This window comes from Corynebacterium sp. KPL2680, assembly GCF_040225675.1.
Classification (GTDB): Bacteria; Actinomycetota; Actinomycetes; order Mycobacteriales; family Mycobacteriaceae; genus Corynebacterium; species Corynebacterium rhinophilum.
In genome coordinates this window covers 1-16356 of record NZ_JBEHFM010000017.1, presented here as the reverse complement: position 1 = coordinate 16356, position 16356 = coordinate 1, and the positions used below count along the sequence as shown (strand labels likewise).

General features: G+C 51.5%; 11 protein-coding genes and 1 pseudogene. 5 read left to right on the top strand and 7 right to left on the bottom strand.

Features of this window, described 5'->3' with window-relative positions:
* Positions 1-15: 15 nt before the first annotated feature.
* Entirely contained in the window at positions 16-1047 is a 1032-nt protein-coding gene (locus ABRP66_RS08960) for an ABC transporter substrate-binding protein (protein WP_349838599.1), read from the bottom strand.
* Positions 1048-1356: 309 nt separating this feature from the next.
* Here ABRP66_RS08960 and ABRP66_RS08955 point away from each other — a divergent pair, with 309 nt between their 5' ends.
* Together ABRP66_RS08955 and ABRP66_RS08950 are read left to right on the top strand one after the other, a co-directional pair.
* On the top strand, positions 1357-2679 hold the full coding sequence (locus ABRP66_RS08955; RefSeq protein WP_284783488.1) for an ammonium transporter: 1323 nt from the start codon (positions 1357-1359) through the stop codon (positions 2677-2679).
* Between the two features lie 27 nt (positions 2680-2706).
* On the top strand, positions 2707-3045 hold the full coding sequence (locus tag ABRP66_RS08950; protein ID WP_023025886.1) for a P-II family nitrogen regulator: 339 nt from the start codon (positions 2707-2709) through the stop codon (positions 3043-3045).
* A 69-nt stretch (positions 3046-3114) separates the two neighbouring features.
* On the opposite strand, the gene ABRP66_RS08945 is transcribed toward ABRP66_RS08950, so the two are convergent.
* From ABRP66_RS08945 to ABRP66_RS08930, 4 genes are read right to left on the bottom strand one after another with little or no spacing between them, the layout of a single operon-like run.
* Complete coding sequence (locus ABRP66_RS08945; protein ID WP_349838598.1) at positions 3115-6201, bottom strand: type I restriction endonuclease subunit R; 3087 nt, start codon at positions 6199-6201, stop codon at positions 3115-3117.
* Positions 6194-6682: a restriction endonuclease subunit S gene (locus ABRP66_RS08940; RefSeq protein ID WP_349838597.1), complete on the bottom strand. Its 489-nt coding sequence runs from the start codon at positions 6680-6682 to the stop codon at positions 6194-6196. Before ABRP66_RS08940 ends, ABRP66_RS08945 begins: the two co-directional genes overlap by 8 nt.
* Positions 6683-6732: 50 nt before the next feature.
* Complete coding sequence (locus tag ABRP66_RS08935) at positions 6733-7317, bottom strand: restriction endonuclease subunit S (RefSeq protein ID WP_349838596.1); 585 nt, start codon at positions 7315-7317, stop codon at positions 6733-6735.
* The gene (locus tag ABRP66_RS08930) at positions 7317-9251 is read right to left on the bottom strand and encodes a type I restriction-modification system subunit M (RefSeq protein ID WP_284783483.1); all 1935 of its coding nucleotides are present in this window, start codon (positions 9249-9251) and stop codon (positions 7317-7319) included. The genes ABRP66_RS08935 and ABRP66_RS08930 overlap by 1 nt, the downstream gene beginning before the upstream one ends.
* A gap of 938 nt (positions 9252-10189) precedes the next feature.
* Between ABRP66_RS08930 and ABRP66_RS08925 the strand changes: the two genes are divergently transcribed.
* Complete coding sequence (locus tag ABRP66_RS08925) at positions 10190-10915, top strand: hypothetical protein (protein WP_284783482.1); 726 nt, start codon at positions 10190-10192, stop codon at positions 10913-10915.
* Between the two features lie 20 nt (positions 10916-10935).
* Positions 10936-11181 carry a hypothetical protein gene (locus ABRP66_RS08920; RefSeq protein WP_284783480.1) on the top strand — a complete coding sequence of 82 codons (246 nt, stop codon included), beginning with the start codon at positions 10936-10938 and terminating at the stop codon, positions 11179-11181.
* 1550 nt (positions 11182-12731) lie between these two features.
* Here ABRP66_RS08920 and ABRP66_RS08915 read toward each other — a convergent pair.
* Positions 12732-12983, bottom strand: coding sequence for a hypothetical protein (locus ABRP66_RS08915; RefSeq protein WP_349838595.1), 252 nt, complete (start codon positions 12981-12983; stop codon positions 12732-12734).
* Positions 12984-13020: 37 nt separating this feature from the next.
* Here ABRP66_RS08915 and ABRP66_RS08910 point away from each other — a divergent pair, with 37 nt between their 5' ends.
* Positions 13021-15918, top strand: coding sequence for a TrlF family AAA-like ATPase (locus ABRP66_RS08910; RefSeq protein ID WP_349838594.1), 2898 nt, complete (start codon positions 13021-13023; stop codon positions 15916-15918).
* A 62-nt stretch (positions 15919-15980) separates the two neighbouring features.
* Here ABRP66_RS08910 and ABRP66_RS08905 read toward each other — a convergent pair.
* Positions 15981-16356: pseudogene (locus tag ABRP66_RS08905) on the bottom strand (transposase); the annotation flags it as partial.

Sequence of the window (16356 nt, the reverse complement as noted above, 5' to 3'; positions counted from 1 at the left end):
ACGAGCCATCAAGAACTAGGAAGCCACTGCCTTTTGGAATACCTCGACGGCGGCGTCTTTATCCTTGGTGATTTTCTTCAGGTCTTGATCCATGAGCTCAATGTCTGCGAGTTCAGGGGTGCCCGCTGGGGTTCCCACATCCTCACGCACCGGGAGGTAAGACTGATCGACGGCGATTTCTTGTGCCTTCTTCGAAAGCAGGAAATTGATGTACTTCTGTGCCGCTTCTTGCTCCTTGGAGTCTTTGAATACGCCCGCGGGCTCAGAAATAAAAGGTGATCCCTCGGTGGGGTAGGCGAGGGCAACCGGGGATCCCTTATCCGCTAGGTCGCGGACTAAGTAATCGACGACCACGCCCACGGGCCTAGAACCGGAGGCGATTTCCTGGGAGGTAGGGCCATTGGACTCTGCGATCATCGGGGAATTCTCGCCCAGGTCTTCGATCCACGCTTCACCGAGGTCTGGATTGTTCTTCCATGCTGAGGCATTGAAGGCCGCCGCACCAGAGACCGCTGGGTTAGGCATGACGAGTTTGTCCTTGTACTTCGCATCGGTGAGATCCGCCCACGAGGTCGGGGCATCGCCTTCTGCGATTTCATCGGTGTTATAAGCTATGACCGTGGGGATGATGCGTGTGCCGACATAAAAATTCTCGTCGTCCTTGGCCTCGTCGATGATGTCGTCGGAATCGACATCGGCAAGCTCGATGAGATCTCCGTCCTCGGCGTAATTTTCAAAGGTAGGAGCATCAGCCGCCCAGAAAACGTCTGCTTCGATATCGCCAGATTTCTTCTCCGAAGAAATGCGCGCGTTCAAATCGCCGGTACCGGCCCGGTACACCTTGACCTCGATATCGGGGTTGTCTTCATTGAAGGCGGCATTGATTTCATCGACCTTCTCTTCCGGCTCTGAGGTATAGACGGTAATGGTGGTTGAATCGCTTGCGGCCTGCGTATCTTCATTGTCGGTCGCAGGCTCACCGCACGAGCTAAGAAGAACGGTTGAAGCAAGGGCTAGGGCAGCGAGGGATGAGTGCTTCGGCTTCATTGGGGGAGTTCCTCCAGAGAGAGTAGTGATCAGGAACGTCAATCTAACTGCACTGAAGTTAAGGCAACTTAGGATCGATGTGAACGTACAGTAAAATCTTTGAGCTCCTGGGCGGATGTTGTGGAGGGAGGGCTCGCCAAGGAACCCCGCTCGAATGGGCAGCCTTTTAGTGGTGAAAAGCGGGAAACCAGGAGGTGACAAGCTTAAGGTAACCCCACATGGGGGATTAATCTATAGGTCAATAGATATTTATATACCTGTAGTACTACCGTTATAAAAAGCAATGAAGGAACCCTGCAAGGAGAAATAATGGATTCGGTGATCGCAGGCAATGCGAGCTGGATGCTCATGAGCGCGGCTCTCGTGCTGCTCATGACCCCAGCCCTGGCACTTTTTTACGGAGGCATGACAGAGCGCCGCGGTGTGCTCAACATGATGCTGATGTCCTTCGGCTCACTAGCGGTAGTCAGCATCATTTACATCCTCTGGGGCTGGTCAATGAGCTACGGCACGGAGTCTTGGGGCGGCATCGTTGCCAACCCCTTCGAGTTCTTTGGACTGAAGGACTCCATCTTTGATGCCAATGGTGAATACCTCGAAGGTGCGGAAGGCTACGCCAATATCATCGATATCGGCTTCCAGCTCACCTTCGCCGTTATTTCCACCGCGATTATCTCCGGTGCACTCGCCGGCCGTGTGAAGTTCGGTACCTGGATGCTTTTCAGTGGCCTGTGGGCAACCTTTGTCTACTTCCCGCTGGCCCACATGGTCTGGGGCGGCGGCATCCTGGGTGAGGGTGAAAGCAGCGTCACCAGCTGGATCTTTGGCAGCGAAGGTGGGGAAGCGCTCGTCGCACCCATTGACTTTGCTGGTGGTACCGTCGTCCACATTTCCGCCGGTACGGCAGCACTGGTTCTGGCGATTGTCGTGGGCAAGCGCCAAGGCTTCCCGAAGAGCGTCCAGCGCCCCCACAACCTGCCCATGGTCATGCTCGGTGCCGGCTTGCTGTGGTTCGGTTGGTTCGGCTTCAACGGCGGTTCCGCCTTCGCTGCCGATGGCCTCGCCGGCCTGGCCTGGGTCAACACCACCGCCGCAACTGCCGCCGCAATCCTAGGCTGGTTGTTCGTGGAAAAGCTGCGCGATAACTACTGCACCTCCCTGGGCGCAGCCTCCGGTGTGGTCGCAGGACTTGTCACCATTACCCCGGCCGCGGGCGACCTGAACCCGGTGACCTCCCTCATCATGGGCGCCCTCGGCGGCATGCTGGGTTGTTTGGGCGTGGGCCTGAAGTTCCGCTTCGGTTTCGATGACTCCCTCGACGTCGTGGGAGTCCACCTGGTTGCCGGCCTGTGGGGCACCGTGGCAGTTGCCTTCTTTGCCAATGACCGCGGCATCTTAACCGGCGGCGGTGCCGAAGGCTGGAAGCTGCTCATCGTACAGATTCTCATCGCAGCGATCGCCGTAGTCTTCGCCGCAGTCATTACCGCCATCATCGCGGTGATTTTGAAGGCGACCATCGGCTGGCGCGTGACCGACCAGATCGAAACCGACGGCATTGACTTTGGTGGTCACCGTGAGACCGGCTACGACATTGGCGGCCGTGCGATGCGCGGTACCACCAGCCGCAACTAAAACGCCCAGCGATACCTAGGAGCAACAATGAAACTCGTAACAGCCGTGGTCAAGCCCTTTACGCTTGATGATATCCAGCAAGCCCTACAAAAGCTCGGCTCGCCCGGCATGACGGTGACCGAAATCGAAGGCTTTGGCCAGCAACGCGGTAACAAAGAAATCTACCGCGGCGCCCAATTCGCCACCTCCTTTGTCCCCAAGGCCAAAATCGAGCTCATCGTGGCAGACGATGACGCCGAAGCGATTGTCGATGCCATCGTCGACGCCGCCTGCACCGGCGAAATCGGCGACGGAAAGATTTGGATAGCGCCCGTCGAAGACGTCATCCGCGTCCGCACCGGTGAGCGTGGAGAGAAGGCTATTTAAGCGTCCCGCGCACCAACGCCCCAGGCCTCCAAAGAGGGGAGGGCTGGGGTTTTGTTGTGGGTCCCAGTTTTATTTCTCTAATTGGTCGGTGTCTTTAGCCGTCGCCATGATGTTAGCTAGGGCATCTATCATGCTATTGAGTATGCTCTCATCGTTTGAAACAAGAGCATCGCGTTGCTTGCGTTGCTCAATGCCGCTAAAAATCGCACGCTTTGCTTCGACTTTAAAGAGCTTTGAACGCTTGAGCTGCTCCTTGGAGTTTTCTTGGCCAAGTTTCACGGCCGCGGGCTGGCTGGAGAGCGTACCCCATGCAGCAACGATCATCTGAGCTGTATCACCGCTGTCAACGTCCACTCCCGCGAGCGAGAAAAGATCGTTCACTTTTTCTACTGCCTCATCAAAGGCACTACGCAGGGGTGTCTGTGGCTCTCCTAGGCGGACCGTGAACTCCGGCACTTGCAAAGCCTCAGATTCGCTGCCGCTAACGCTATGGTCTTCTTCAACGTGACCCTGGGCAATGGCGACGCCAGCCAGCGTGACACCGGTGAGGAAGTCCTCGCTGTCATCCAGTTCGGTGATATGCAGGTTTGGCTCAAGGACGCTGCACAGCATTGCGCGCTTCGATACGTCAGCATCGGCATAAGCAATGATCTGGGATAAGAACTCGTAGGCGTGGCGATATTTCAGCACGTGGGCCCTGAAATCCTTGGCGTGCTCGCGAGTGCTTTTATCGGTGGAGCTACGGTCTGCGCGCCAGCGGCTAAGGATCGCGTCTGCTGCACCGCGTAGGCGTTCGGAGTCATTGCCAGCATTGTAAGCTTCTGCCACCGCGTTCATCTCATCGAGGTCATAGTAGCCGGAGGTATCTAGCTCGTCTGCAAGTGTGTGAAGCGAGTTTGGATCTACGTCTGTATCGATGGATGCGCCCTGGTAGTAGCGCTGGAAGTCGGCCACAATTAGCGCGGGATCGTTGACAAAATCCACCACCATAGGTGCGGGCTTATCCGGATGAATCCTATTGAGACGCGACAAGGTCTGCACCGTGGCTACGCCGGAGAGGCGCTTATCCACATACATGGCGCATAGGCGCGGCTCGTTGAATCCGGTTTGGAACTTGTTGGCTACGATGAGCACGCGGTAGGAAAGATCGTCGTCCTTGAATGTTTGCTCCACATCGGACTCGCCGTTGAGACTTACTTCGGTGACCGGTTCCGGTTCATCCTCCATGCGTACCGCGTCAGAAAACGCCACGAGCGAGTGGAAACCGTATCCCTTCTCGGTGATGTAGCGGTTCATTTCGCGTGCCCAGTGCACCGCCGCTTTGCGCGAGGAAGTTACCACCATGGCACGCGCCTGCCCATCCAAATGATGCGCGACGTTACGGCGATAATGATCAACAACAACCTCGACTTTTTGGGCAATGGAGGTCGGGTGCAGGCGCACAAACCTCACCATATCGGTGACCGCTGCAGACTGGTCTACCTCTTCGGTCCGTCCTAATTCATCGCGTACTTCGGCCCACATGGAATACGTGGAATAGTTGGTTAGCACGTCCATAATGAAGCCCTCAGCAATCGCCTGACCCATGGGATAGGTATCAAAGGCTATGTAATGACCGTCTTGGGTCTGCGAACCAAATAGGCGCAGCGTCTTGGCCTTTGGCGTGGCGGTCAAAGCCACAAAGGTCATATTCGACGCATTAGCCACCGCTTCTTGGCGCAGCTCTAGCAGGTCATCAGCGGTGTATTCTTCGTCCTCATCTACGTCAACGTCGGACAACAACTCGCGCAACGCAGACGCGGATGAGCCAGTCTGGGACGAGTGTGCTTCATCTGCAATAACGCACCAGTTCCGTCCTTGAATTTCTGGGTTGTTGTCCAATAAGGAGAGTACGTGCGGGAACGTCTGCAACGTGCAGGTAATAATGTGTCCGCCCTCGACCAGTGCCTTGTGCAGTTGCGGTGACTTTGAACCAGAGTTTTCACCCACTGAGACCACCAGGCCACGTGATGCGGCCAATGCCTGCATGTCCTGGCGGATATTGGTATCGAGCGCGGTGCGATCAGTGACGACAATGACCGAGTCAAACGTCTTCGTGCCATCCGCGGCCACTTGTCTAATGAGCCGGTGGGCAAGCCACGCGATCGTTTTGGTCTTACCCGAGCCAGCCGAGTGCTCAATCAAATAGCGCCCGCCAGCCCCGCGTTCGGCCACGTCAGTGGTGACTCGCTCCACCGCGCGCAACTGGTGGAAACGTGGGAAAATCAACGTCCCGTTGGCCCCGCGTTTGGACTTCTTATCCGGTTCCCACACGGCGAAGTCGCTCAAGATACGCAGCAACAACCGTGGCTGCAGTACCTGCTCCCATAGATAAGAGGTCGCAGACTTGCCCGCAATTGGCGGGTTGCCGCCTGCGCCGTCATGTCCCTGATTAAATGGTAGGAACCTAGTTTCGCTGCCATTGAGCGTCGTGGTCATGTACGCCTCATCGTTCGATACCGCGAAGTGAACGAGTGCGCGACCTGGCAGCAGGACGCGCCGGTTCTTCGACGGCACACGATCCTCGCGATACTGCTTCATTGCCTTCTTTACGGACTGCGTGTTGTCCGTCTTTAGCTCGAACGTGGCAACCGGAATGCCGTTGACCGTAGCAACGAGATCCAGTGTCTCATTGCTGTCGTCGTCGAAATGTACCTGCCGGATAATGCGCAGCCGATTAGCTTCGGCGCGCTTGGCCGCGGTTACGCTCAGTGGATTGGCCGGTGGGAATGCCACCATAGGGCCAAAGGTCGCCGAGCGTGCGTTAGTCTGCGCGTATTTAAAGCCCTCGCGCAGCGTTCCCAACAGACCACCCCGGATACGTCCGGTTTGTGCGTCCTTGCGCGTCGCGGACTCTAGCCGCTTGGCAACATATTCCAGAAGCAGACTCCGCGCATTCTCGCGGGTGGTATCCGTTGCGTCCTGCGGCACAGCTTTGGCGTAGTTCTCTGGGTACTGGGACTCCAACCAGTGCAGCACGTCAGCAGGAAATAGACCGAGCCGTGCATCCCAGCCGGTATCTTTCATACCCGGCTCATAGATCCAGCCACTAGCTTGTAGGGATTCGCAGATCGTTTCTTCCAAGCGTTCTTCACGCATGATGTCACGTTTAGGCATGAGTTTCGTCCTTGTTAGTAGGGGAGGCAGGAATATCAATCTGGCCAGTCACCGCCGCCGAAATAACTGCCGCGCGCCGCTCGGTGAGCAAGTCTCGCAGCTCCTTAATATCTGCCAGCATCGAGTCAATCTCGGCGGTCTCACGGTCAATCTCGTCTGCGATACGGCGCTGTTTGGTAAGAGGCGGAACTGGAATACGGAGCTGACTCAAGACTGTAGAAGTCATACTCGGCAGCGCGGTATCTGTGGAGTATTTCTCAAAGGGAATAGTTGTCGCCCATTTGTGGAGAAATGATGGAAGAATATCTCGGCTTAAAACCGTGTAGTACATGGTGTCTACTGTCCAGAACTTGCCGTCGACCAATAAGGGCTTATCTAGTGTCCCTTTTCGACCAAAGAGCACCGATGGGCCATCAAAAAGAAAAGAATTTGCTCGTTTGAACACGCCACCAGAGCCATAAACTGGATGATCCCCGGACATGTCCTCAACTCCCTTGGTGTCTTGACCATTACGGAATTGAGCCACATACCCTAATTTCTGGTAGTTGCACCCAGATTCCCGCAATTTAGAGAAGACACTTTTACAATATTTCGGCGTCTTTCCTCGAGCAGCCGTTCCATTTCGTCCAAATCGGCGCGCATGCCGTCGATCTCGGCGGTCTCGCGGTCGAGGTAGTCAGCGATGGCGCACTGTGTGTCTAGCGGGGGCACTGCCAAATAAAGCTGTGCTAGATCGGACGAAGTCATACTGGGGACTGCTGTGTTTGTGGAAAGAATGGACAACGGGGCATCTAATGCCCAGTAGTAAACAAAGCGGGGATCAACGTCAGGTCTAGGGACTGTAAAGTACATCGTATCAACAGTCCAAAACCGTCCATTCACCAATAATGGTTTGTCAATGGTGCCTTTTCTTCCGAAGAGAATGGAGGTGCCATCAAACAGGTACTTATTCGTCCGTTTAAATTCCCCGCCTGAGCCGTAGACCGGGTAGCTTTTGGATTCATTGTCAGTCCCCGGTACGTCTTGACCGTTTCGGAACTGTAAAAGTGATCCGAGTCGTCTTTTATTCCAGTCCGCTGGAAGTTCACCTCTGGAATAAGAGAATGGGCTATCCATTACTTCCTCACCTGCCCGAACTTGTCCATGAGTCGGGCCATGACCTCAGCCACGTCTGCATCAATCTCGGCCAGGGAGCGCACGGGTTCGGGCTTGTAGAACACGCGCTTAAAGGGGACCTCGTAACCGGTGACGGCTTTGTCGGCGTCCCAGGTGACATCGGGTGCGAATGGGAGCACTTCGCGCTGCATGTGCTCGTCGATGTCTTCGGTGAGTGGTACGCGCTCGGCCATGGTAAACGACGGGTCAAGGACAGGGTTGCCCTTGCGGTCTACTGCTGGTTCTGCGTCTGGGTCGTTGACCGCAATGGCTTTGGAAATGGCATCGATAAGCGTGGCGGGCATCTTTACGCCGTGTTCCTTGGCTGCGGTTTTAAGGGCGTCCGGCAGCTCGTTGTAGGAGGTGCCAGCTACCGCGCGCATTACGTCGGCGTGTTCGTTAACGGCCTGCTTGTGCTCCAGAACCTTGGCGGTGGCTTCGTCAGTGACTTTCACGCTAAGGCGTGCCTGCTTGGTGACTTTAACGTCTCGGAAGCCCAAGTCGTCCGGCGTGAGTACTTTGGATATATCACTATCGGCGAAGGCGCTGTAGGTTTGCAGCACTTTGTTTCGGTCGGCTTCGCGCATCTCGCGGCGCTTGTCACCTAATCCCGTATCCGGGGCAGACCAGCACTCGGAGGCGTCGATAAGCTGTACATAGCCCTTGCGGTGGTCTTCCTTGTTTGTGTCAAGAATCCACACGTAGGTGGAAATGCCGGTGCCGTAGAACATGTTGGTGGGCAGCTGGATGATTGCGTCCACGAGGTCATTCTCTAGTAGCCACGCGCGAATCTGATCAGGGCCTGAACCTGGGCCACCTGTAAACAGTGGCGAGCCGTTGGATACCACCGCGCCACGTCCTCCGGAACCATTCTCGCCTGCGGGCATGAGCTTGGAAGCAACGTGGGCAAGGAACAGCATCTGGCCGTCGCCCTTATTGGGCAGGCCATGGCTAAAGCGGGAACCAGGAACCTTGGCCTGCTCCTTGACCGACGATTGCTGCACCGACCAGTCGGAGCCGAACGGCGGGTTGGACAAGATGTACTCGAATTGCTCGCCCTCATAGAGATCAGTCAGCAGAGTGTCACCGTGGCGAATCGCGTCCGGCTCACCGCCTTGAATAAGGAGATCAGCTTTGCCAATGGCATAACCAGTGGACATAAGTTCTTGGCCGGCGAGGTTAACTTCAATATCGGGGTTAAGTTCTTTTAACGCGCGTGCTGCAACTAACAGCATTCCGCCCGTACCGGCTGTGGGATCGTAAACGGTACGTGAAGCGCCAGAGGAGGTAAGCCCAGCGTCATCGGAAGCGAACAGAATGTCTACCATGAGACGGATAGCGTCACGCGGGGTATAGAACGCACCTGCAGCTTTGCCTTTGGTATTGAATGCGCGGTACATGACATTCTCGAACAGGTCACCCATCTGTGCATCGGGAAGGGCCTCGAGAGACATGTCAATAGTGGAGAAGTGCTTGACCACTGGCCACAAACGGCCTGCTTGGTCGAGCGTTCGCATTTTGACCGAAAAGTCGAACGCATCCCAGATATCCCGGACAGATTGTGAGAAAGCGCCCACATAATCCATCAATGAGTCGTAGACGTGGTCATCAGTTTCAGCGATGCGAGTGAGGTCCAACCGCGAAGAGTTGTAGAAAGAAAGCCCGAACTGGGACTGGACTTCCCAGTCCATATAGGCCTCGCTGACCCCGTCTGCGTGCAAAGAACTGACCAGCTCAAGCACCTGGTCCTTGGTCGGCGCCAAAATACATTCGAGGCGGCGGAGAACCGTCAGTGGCAGGATGTAATCGCCGTAATCCTCGGGTTCCACGATGGATCGAAGGTACTTATCGGCAGTGTTCCAGACAACAGACTGGTTGAGATTAGCGGTGCTCAAAATGGAAGTTCTTTCTAGCAAAGCGTGGGGCAGTACCTCTGTAACCTTAGTTCTCTGGGGTAAAAAAGTGGTGGAAGCTGGGCCTCAGAATACAGCGGGGCGGGTGACATGGCCAGCAACGACGGTGCCTGAGCCCAGCCAGCAACGACGGTGCCTGAGCCCAGGCTATAATCAGCTGTATATACTTACGGGAAGTTTCTTAATTTTTTCGAACGTGGCAACAGACATATTTGTTGCATTTGCGCTTTTATTCTTTATTTTTGTGGAAGTTGATTCTAGAGCTCTTTAATGTCGGCCCACAGCGTGCTGTAATTAGAAATTATCGGTTCCAAGCCGTCCTACTGGCAGGAGCCCGGGAAATGGAAATGGAGACGTCTTTCCGCTCAGATAGATTTACATGTGGAAGTGGAACATGGTTATAAGGGACAATCGTAGAAACGCTCTAATTAACCCCAGAATAAAGTGCAAACGTCGCCTATAAGCGAATTAAGAATACGTGAAATGTAGATAGGTGAATATATAAGAGAACTGTAATGACGTCATATTTGTTCCGGTATGAAAAATATTTCAGTAGGATGTTAAAATGAAACTCGTCATAAAGCCTCTATTCTATTCATTTCGGAATTGATCCATTATACAGTAGAAAACAGTAAAACTCCGGGTTGTATGACCCATGGGGGTTTTGGGCAATCTTGTCCGGGGATTATGGCTGAGAGAGGTGCATCGGAATTGACGTAGTACTACGGGAAGAAACCTTTGAATTGAAATAGTTTTCGTCTCCGCAGCTTAGATCTTATTAGGTTGTCTAGCTTCGGGATTAGGGAAGCTGCCTGTCGGCCTGCACTCAATATATCCTGTGTGTACAATTATTCCATTGTCCTTTAGCTGCGCATGAAAGCAACTAGCTAAAATTTAATGATTCGGAGATTTGATTTATTTTGGCTAAAGTTTCCTTACAAACTACAAATTTTACCCGACCTTCTGGAGTGTCAAACGGTAGCACCGTTTTGGATGTGACGGGCAGAGATATCTGGCAAGCTGCCGCTGAAGTTGGAGCTACTTCGTCAATCTTTAACTCCCCCAAGCGTACACAACTTGAAATCGCATGGCGCACAAGCATGGCTCTAGCTCACTTGGAAGCAGCTGATGGTGGCTGGGTACAAAATCGTTCTTATAAACGGTTAGACCCGAGTGAAAAAAGCGGAATAAGCTATTATTTGGGTATGGTCTTACCAGCGATAATTGCCAAAAAAGAGCTGAACATACCTCATCTAGTGCATGTTGATTCCGTGCTGCAGATCCTCGGGAAAAAGAAGAGAAATGTGCAGCGTCCAGATTTGGTAGGTTATAGATGGGGATCAAATGGTAATAGTCGGGGAAGGTTGCTCCTCGAAGCGAAAGGTAGAACAAACGGGTTCGTCCAGGCCCCGCTTGATAAAGCGATGGATCAATTGAAAAATGCTCCACCAGAAGTATTACAGCTGGTAGGCGGCAGTGCTCTAAGGATTGCTTCTCTTTCATATTTTGAAAAGTCCGGTGTTAAGAGCAATAAAGCGGTTTGGCAGGCGTTCATGACAGATCCACCTAGTGAACCTGTGCGATCTCGCTATCGTGATAACGAATATCAAGCCTTAGTAGACACTTCATATTGTTGGCCTTTTTGAAAATTTTTAATGATCCGAGTATGGATACTCAGGAGAAGAACAATGTAACTACAGCCTGGATGCCAGTCGCAAATATGAAACTATCCATTCCATCTATTATTCTGGAACAGTTTAGAGAAGTGGGACTGAAGGAAGGTATAGAAGTCGGGGCTGAAGGTCTTCAAAAGGTTTGGAAACAAATATATAACGAATTATCAGAAGTGGGAAACGGAACGGAAAGAAATCTCGTGGAGATTGAGCAAATAGAACAAGAATATGAACAGTAAATATTTAACCCTGTTTCCTGTCATGTCGATACCAACGGAGTGAGAATTATCGGTTTTCTGATTAAGTAGACCGGTATCTTTGGAACGTGTCAAAGTATTTTTAATATCACACTAAAATCTCGTAGTACGGATAGTAGAACACAGGATATTGGCAGAATTTTCTACATTTAAACAGTTCGCGACGTCATAGCACGATTGCGTCCGTTGGCTTGGTGTATCTGTGGTTTGTGGGAAGCCTCGCGCCGTTGCACAACAAGGCGACGAACTCAGTCCCATTTGGGAATCGACTTCTACTTATCCTTGAAAGGGTTGTACCCGCGATAGCCGTTTGCCTCAGTAAAATTGATCCAACAGTGTATCTGGAGAGGTTATTACCCCAAAACTCCTCAAGCGCGAATTGTCAGATAGTCGTGGGCATCATTGACTAGGTCTTTCTGTTCAATCTGACACTGTCTGCGGCGCTGTTGGTGCCACTGAAGCTCCATAACGGGCCAGTACCCGCATTGGTCCCCGTCACTGGTATTTGGAAATTAGTGTGAATTGTCCTAACTTTTGTTGCTAGTCTTTTGCCCTGATTTCTATTATTCCTTGTCGTAGATTGTGCTTTCACGTTTCGGGTTCAACCCTGGGCGGTGTGTGGAATCCCAGGCTCTGGTGGAGCCTAGCCTCGTTTCACCAAAGCCCCACTAAAACGTCGTGATTCTCGTATTGAAAAGATCATCTTACGCTCGGGCATGGGTCACTCGTTCTTGTAGGAGCCGTTAACGTTTTCAGCTAAAGAATTTTCATACCAGCCCAGCCCCTGTGGAAGGATTAATCACGTACTGGGCATGCCGCTCAATGTAGACAACACCGACATACAGCGAGCCGTGATCCGAATGGTGAATGAGGCCTGCTGTTTATTTAGCACACGCGATCGCCTAGTTGGGGCCTTGCGGGGGCAAAGCTTCGGTGCGCATGGAATCTGACATTGCCCATCTGACGATGCGTCGTGAAAACACATTATAGACAAGCGCAGCATACGCAAAGCTGTTCTTCGTGCATACGTAAGTAAGTAATGTCGGCCACTCACTGCTTGTTCGGACCCTGGACTTTAACCTCATGCCCCACCAAATCCGGGCAGTTTGTTCACGACTGATATCGATTCCATAACGGCGAAGAGTATGCCACGTTTTCCGTAGACCGTAGTCACCGTCATAATCCCTATGAGAAGCACTAACTCCTTTAGTCGGTACAGCATCACGAAGGCAACGAGCACTTAAGCCACGGCCCTTGGATTAGTAATAACCACGCGAGGTGATGAACCCACCAGTCCGGTTATTCTTCAATGTCCTTCCAGATGAACTCGACAGAGAACCGACCCCGGTATTCATCGATGAACCGGTTTATAACCGAGGCTGTAGGCCTGGTTCCGAGGAGAAAAAGCTGCGGTAGCCGTCAGAAGCTCATTAGCGTCGGATAGATTTTGATTTTCAAGGCGTATCCTGGCCTTTTCGGGGGCTAAATCGCTAAGCACAGGTGCTGGTGAGATTCCTGCACAGGGGGTTTGCTTAGTCCATTGCCGGGCTGTACGCCATCAAACCCCCAGCTTCGGGGCTGCTGCCTGACATCAATCTTGCATTGACACGCCGTTCCGCCCAGCTGCGGTCTTCAACGAGACGGAGCACACGATCCCTTACATCCTGTTCAAATTTTCTCTGCACATTCAGAATTTCCGTGTGCTCAAACGGAATAAAACCTGGGACACTTCGTGCAAAAAATAATCCCAATGTTACTTCGATATTGATAAACTGATTGGACATCAAGATGTGCATCCAGATTATCACGAAGGTGAGACCGATGACTAAAGGAACAACTTGGTTTAAAGCCGACCTCCATATTCACGTGCCTCAGACTGCAATGAACGACCAGTATAGACTTGATGCGGAAGCTAAGAAAGAGATTTTAAGTACGGAACAGTTCAAAACTGGGAATCCGGACAAAAAGCAACTTACCCCTCAGTCATTGGTCGGCCCTATCCGAAAAAAATTTTTGGAAGATTTGATTCGCTCCGATGTTGACATGATCGGTCTTACAGATTATTTTTCGGTAGAGCATTTTGATTTTTATGCTTCCGAACTTCGAGCTAAAGGCAAAAAAGTATTTCCAAATGTCGAATTTCGCCTAACTGAAGACGCTGGCCGTGGGCATATTAATCTTCACGTGGTTTTCTCGGACAAGATTTCGACAGAAACCATCTCTGAAATGCTCAAACGTTTGCAGTGTAATGGAAATCGGCTGGGCAATATTCCTCGTAGTGAATACGACAGTCTGACGGTCTCCCTGAGCGAACTTAAAGAAGAACTCAAAAGAACTTTTCCCGATCGAGAAGAAAGCTTTTTTGTAATCGTTCCAGTTCGTGGTGATGGGCTATATGACCCCGACATGAAAGATGGTATTTCAAGGCGATCCCGCAGTGTTGCTCAGGAAGTTGCAGAATATGCAGATGCTCTCTTTGGAAATTTAACAGACTTCCAAAAGATTAAGTCGATCGACTGGAGCGGGGTGCCTAGAGGAAAACCCGAAAAGAAACAACAGTCCGCGCTGTTAGAACTTGCTTCGCGAATCGGTAGACCGATGGCTGTTTTCCAAGGATCTGATGCGCATGACTTTGAAAGACTCAGCAGAAGTCTCAAGGAGGGCCCTTTCACTTGGGTGCGTGGCCTTCGAGATTTTAGCGCTTTGCAACAGACTATCGTCGAACCGCGTAGTCGCATATGTATTTCTCAAAGAAAACCCGGGATGAAGAACCCAGCGCACGTAATTAAAAAGGTGACATTCAGCGATGAAAGCTATATGTCCGGCGTAGAGTTTAATCCAGGCTTGAATTCAGTGATCGGCCCCCGTAGCTCGGGAAAGTCAACGCTTCTGGCTCATACCGCCTATGCGGTAGATTCGGAGAAGACTCTAAAAGCTCAAGAAGCATCTTTGCCAGAAAGATCACGTGAAGATTTCGGCCCAGCCGAAGGGTATAACTGGAAAGACGCCCTTAAAGAACTGGAAGTCCAGGTAGAATGGGCTGATGGAAATGTGACCTCTTATAAGACAAAAAATGGAACGAAAATGGTTCATTACGTTCCACAGAATTTTCTTTTTCAACTTTCTTCTGGGGACCGCGATAACATCGATAAGCTGATTCAAAAGCAAATATCGCAGATTGAAGGTGCCAAGAGTGTAGCTGATCTCATAGAGACTGAATATAGTCGGCATCGGGGATCAGTTCGTCAAGCAGCTGAACGCTATAGGGTTGCATGCATCAAAAAAGCAGCGCTCGAACAGAAAATTCGGGAAGTTGGCGACCCGAAAGCGGTTCAGCATGAATTCGAGGAGTCTAAAAAGACGCTGAAAAGTATTAATGCGGAAGGTGAAGACCTAAGTGGCCGTAAAGCCGTGGAAATTTTAGAATTTAAAGAAGATGTGAACGTAAAGGTGGACTCGCTTAAGGAAGCTGTGGGCGTTATAGAAGAACGGATCAATCAGTTGACGCCTAAGGGGATTTGGGAAACCTTCTTTGGCGGTGAGAGTGAGTATCCTTATTCACATATGGTGTATAAACGAGTGGAGCCTGCTGTACGCGAGGCGATCGGCTCCATTACTTCGGAGGTTGAGAGAGTTTTAGATCAAGACACCAAGTTTGCGTCTGTAGTTCAAGAAAACCTAGCTTCCTATATCGAAACCAGTGGTTTAGCGCAACGGGCGAAGGCTTTTTCTAATCTTCGGGGGCCTCGTTTGTCGGAGGCTAAAAAGAAGTACGAAGAAGATAAAGCGCGGTTGGCTGGCTTTATGGAACTTCAGGAAGAGCTCAAGGCTTCTGAAAAAGCGGCGAAAAGTGAATTAGACTTGCTAGTAGAGAATTATCAAAACTGGTCCCGCCGTTCCATGGATTTGCGGGACAAATTTGAGCAAGAAATATCATCGGGAAGCAATAACTCATCTTACGTGAATTTTGTTGAATTCTCTCGTGAGCGTCAAAGAGTCAATAATTTCAGGGACTTATTCCTCGAACGTAAACAAGACCGAGGCTTCAAAGAAGTCCTATCTAGCCTTGACGAAATTGATTTCTCAGCTGAGACGCTTTCTAGTGTGTCCGAAAAGTTGTTGAGTGGGAAGGCGAAAGTGGCAGCAAAATATCGTGATCGAGAAGACTTGTTCATGGAATTCTGCGACGTTCTGATCCCCAAACCCCGTTTCGGTTGCAGTTTCGAAGGAGACACTATCGGCGGGTTTCAACCAACCACTATGACCGCGGGAAAGCGGGCTCTTTTTGCACTAACGGTACTTCTTGAGGACGATGATTCTCCTTGGCCGCTGCTCCTGGATCAACCCGAGGACGATCTCGATTCTCGATCAATTTTTAAAAATATTGCACCTTTTCTAAGGAATGGTAGCCTGCATCGTCAAATTCTGATGGTGACGCACAATGCTAATCTTGTCGTGGGAGCAGACTCCGATTTAATTATTGTGATTAATCGGCATAGTAAAGATTATCCGAATGGTAAAAGCAACCCACCTATATTTTCTACAGTGTCAGGTGCATTAGAAGAGTCGCAAAGAAAGGAGAAGCCGCATTCTCCTGTGTTCTTGAGAAGGAAAACCATAAAGCGGCATATTTGCGAGGTAGTCGATGGCGGGAGGGAAGCCTTCGAAAAGCGTAAGGTGAGATATCGAGGGGTTGAGCCTGAGTACGATAATAGATGAAGAATCGCCGATGGACCTGACCCCTGTTGAGCGTGTCAAGTTGTTTGTGTGTGGGGCTAGGTTTATAGGTATTTGTCGAATCGGTCGGGGAAGGCTACTGCCATTTGGTTGATGGCTTGTTTCCAGCCGGATACTCGTGCTCCTTCCACGAGTCTGCTGGCTGTAGCTGAGGCTCGTTTGCCTTGTTTCGCCCGCTTGATAGCTCGTTTGTCTTCAATATTGCAGATCATCAACCACAGCGTCTTTAACGCGGATTCATCATTAGTAAATTGGACCCGGTTACGCGTGGCTTTACGCAGCTGGTTGTTAAAAGATTCAATCGAATTCGCCGTCATAGATAACCTTCCTGGCCGCTGGAGGAAACTGCAAAAATGGCACGAATCTATCCCATGCGTCCTGCCAGACCTTGACCGACTGAGGGTACTTCACACCCAGTTC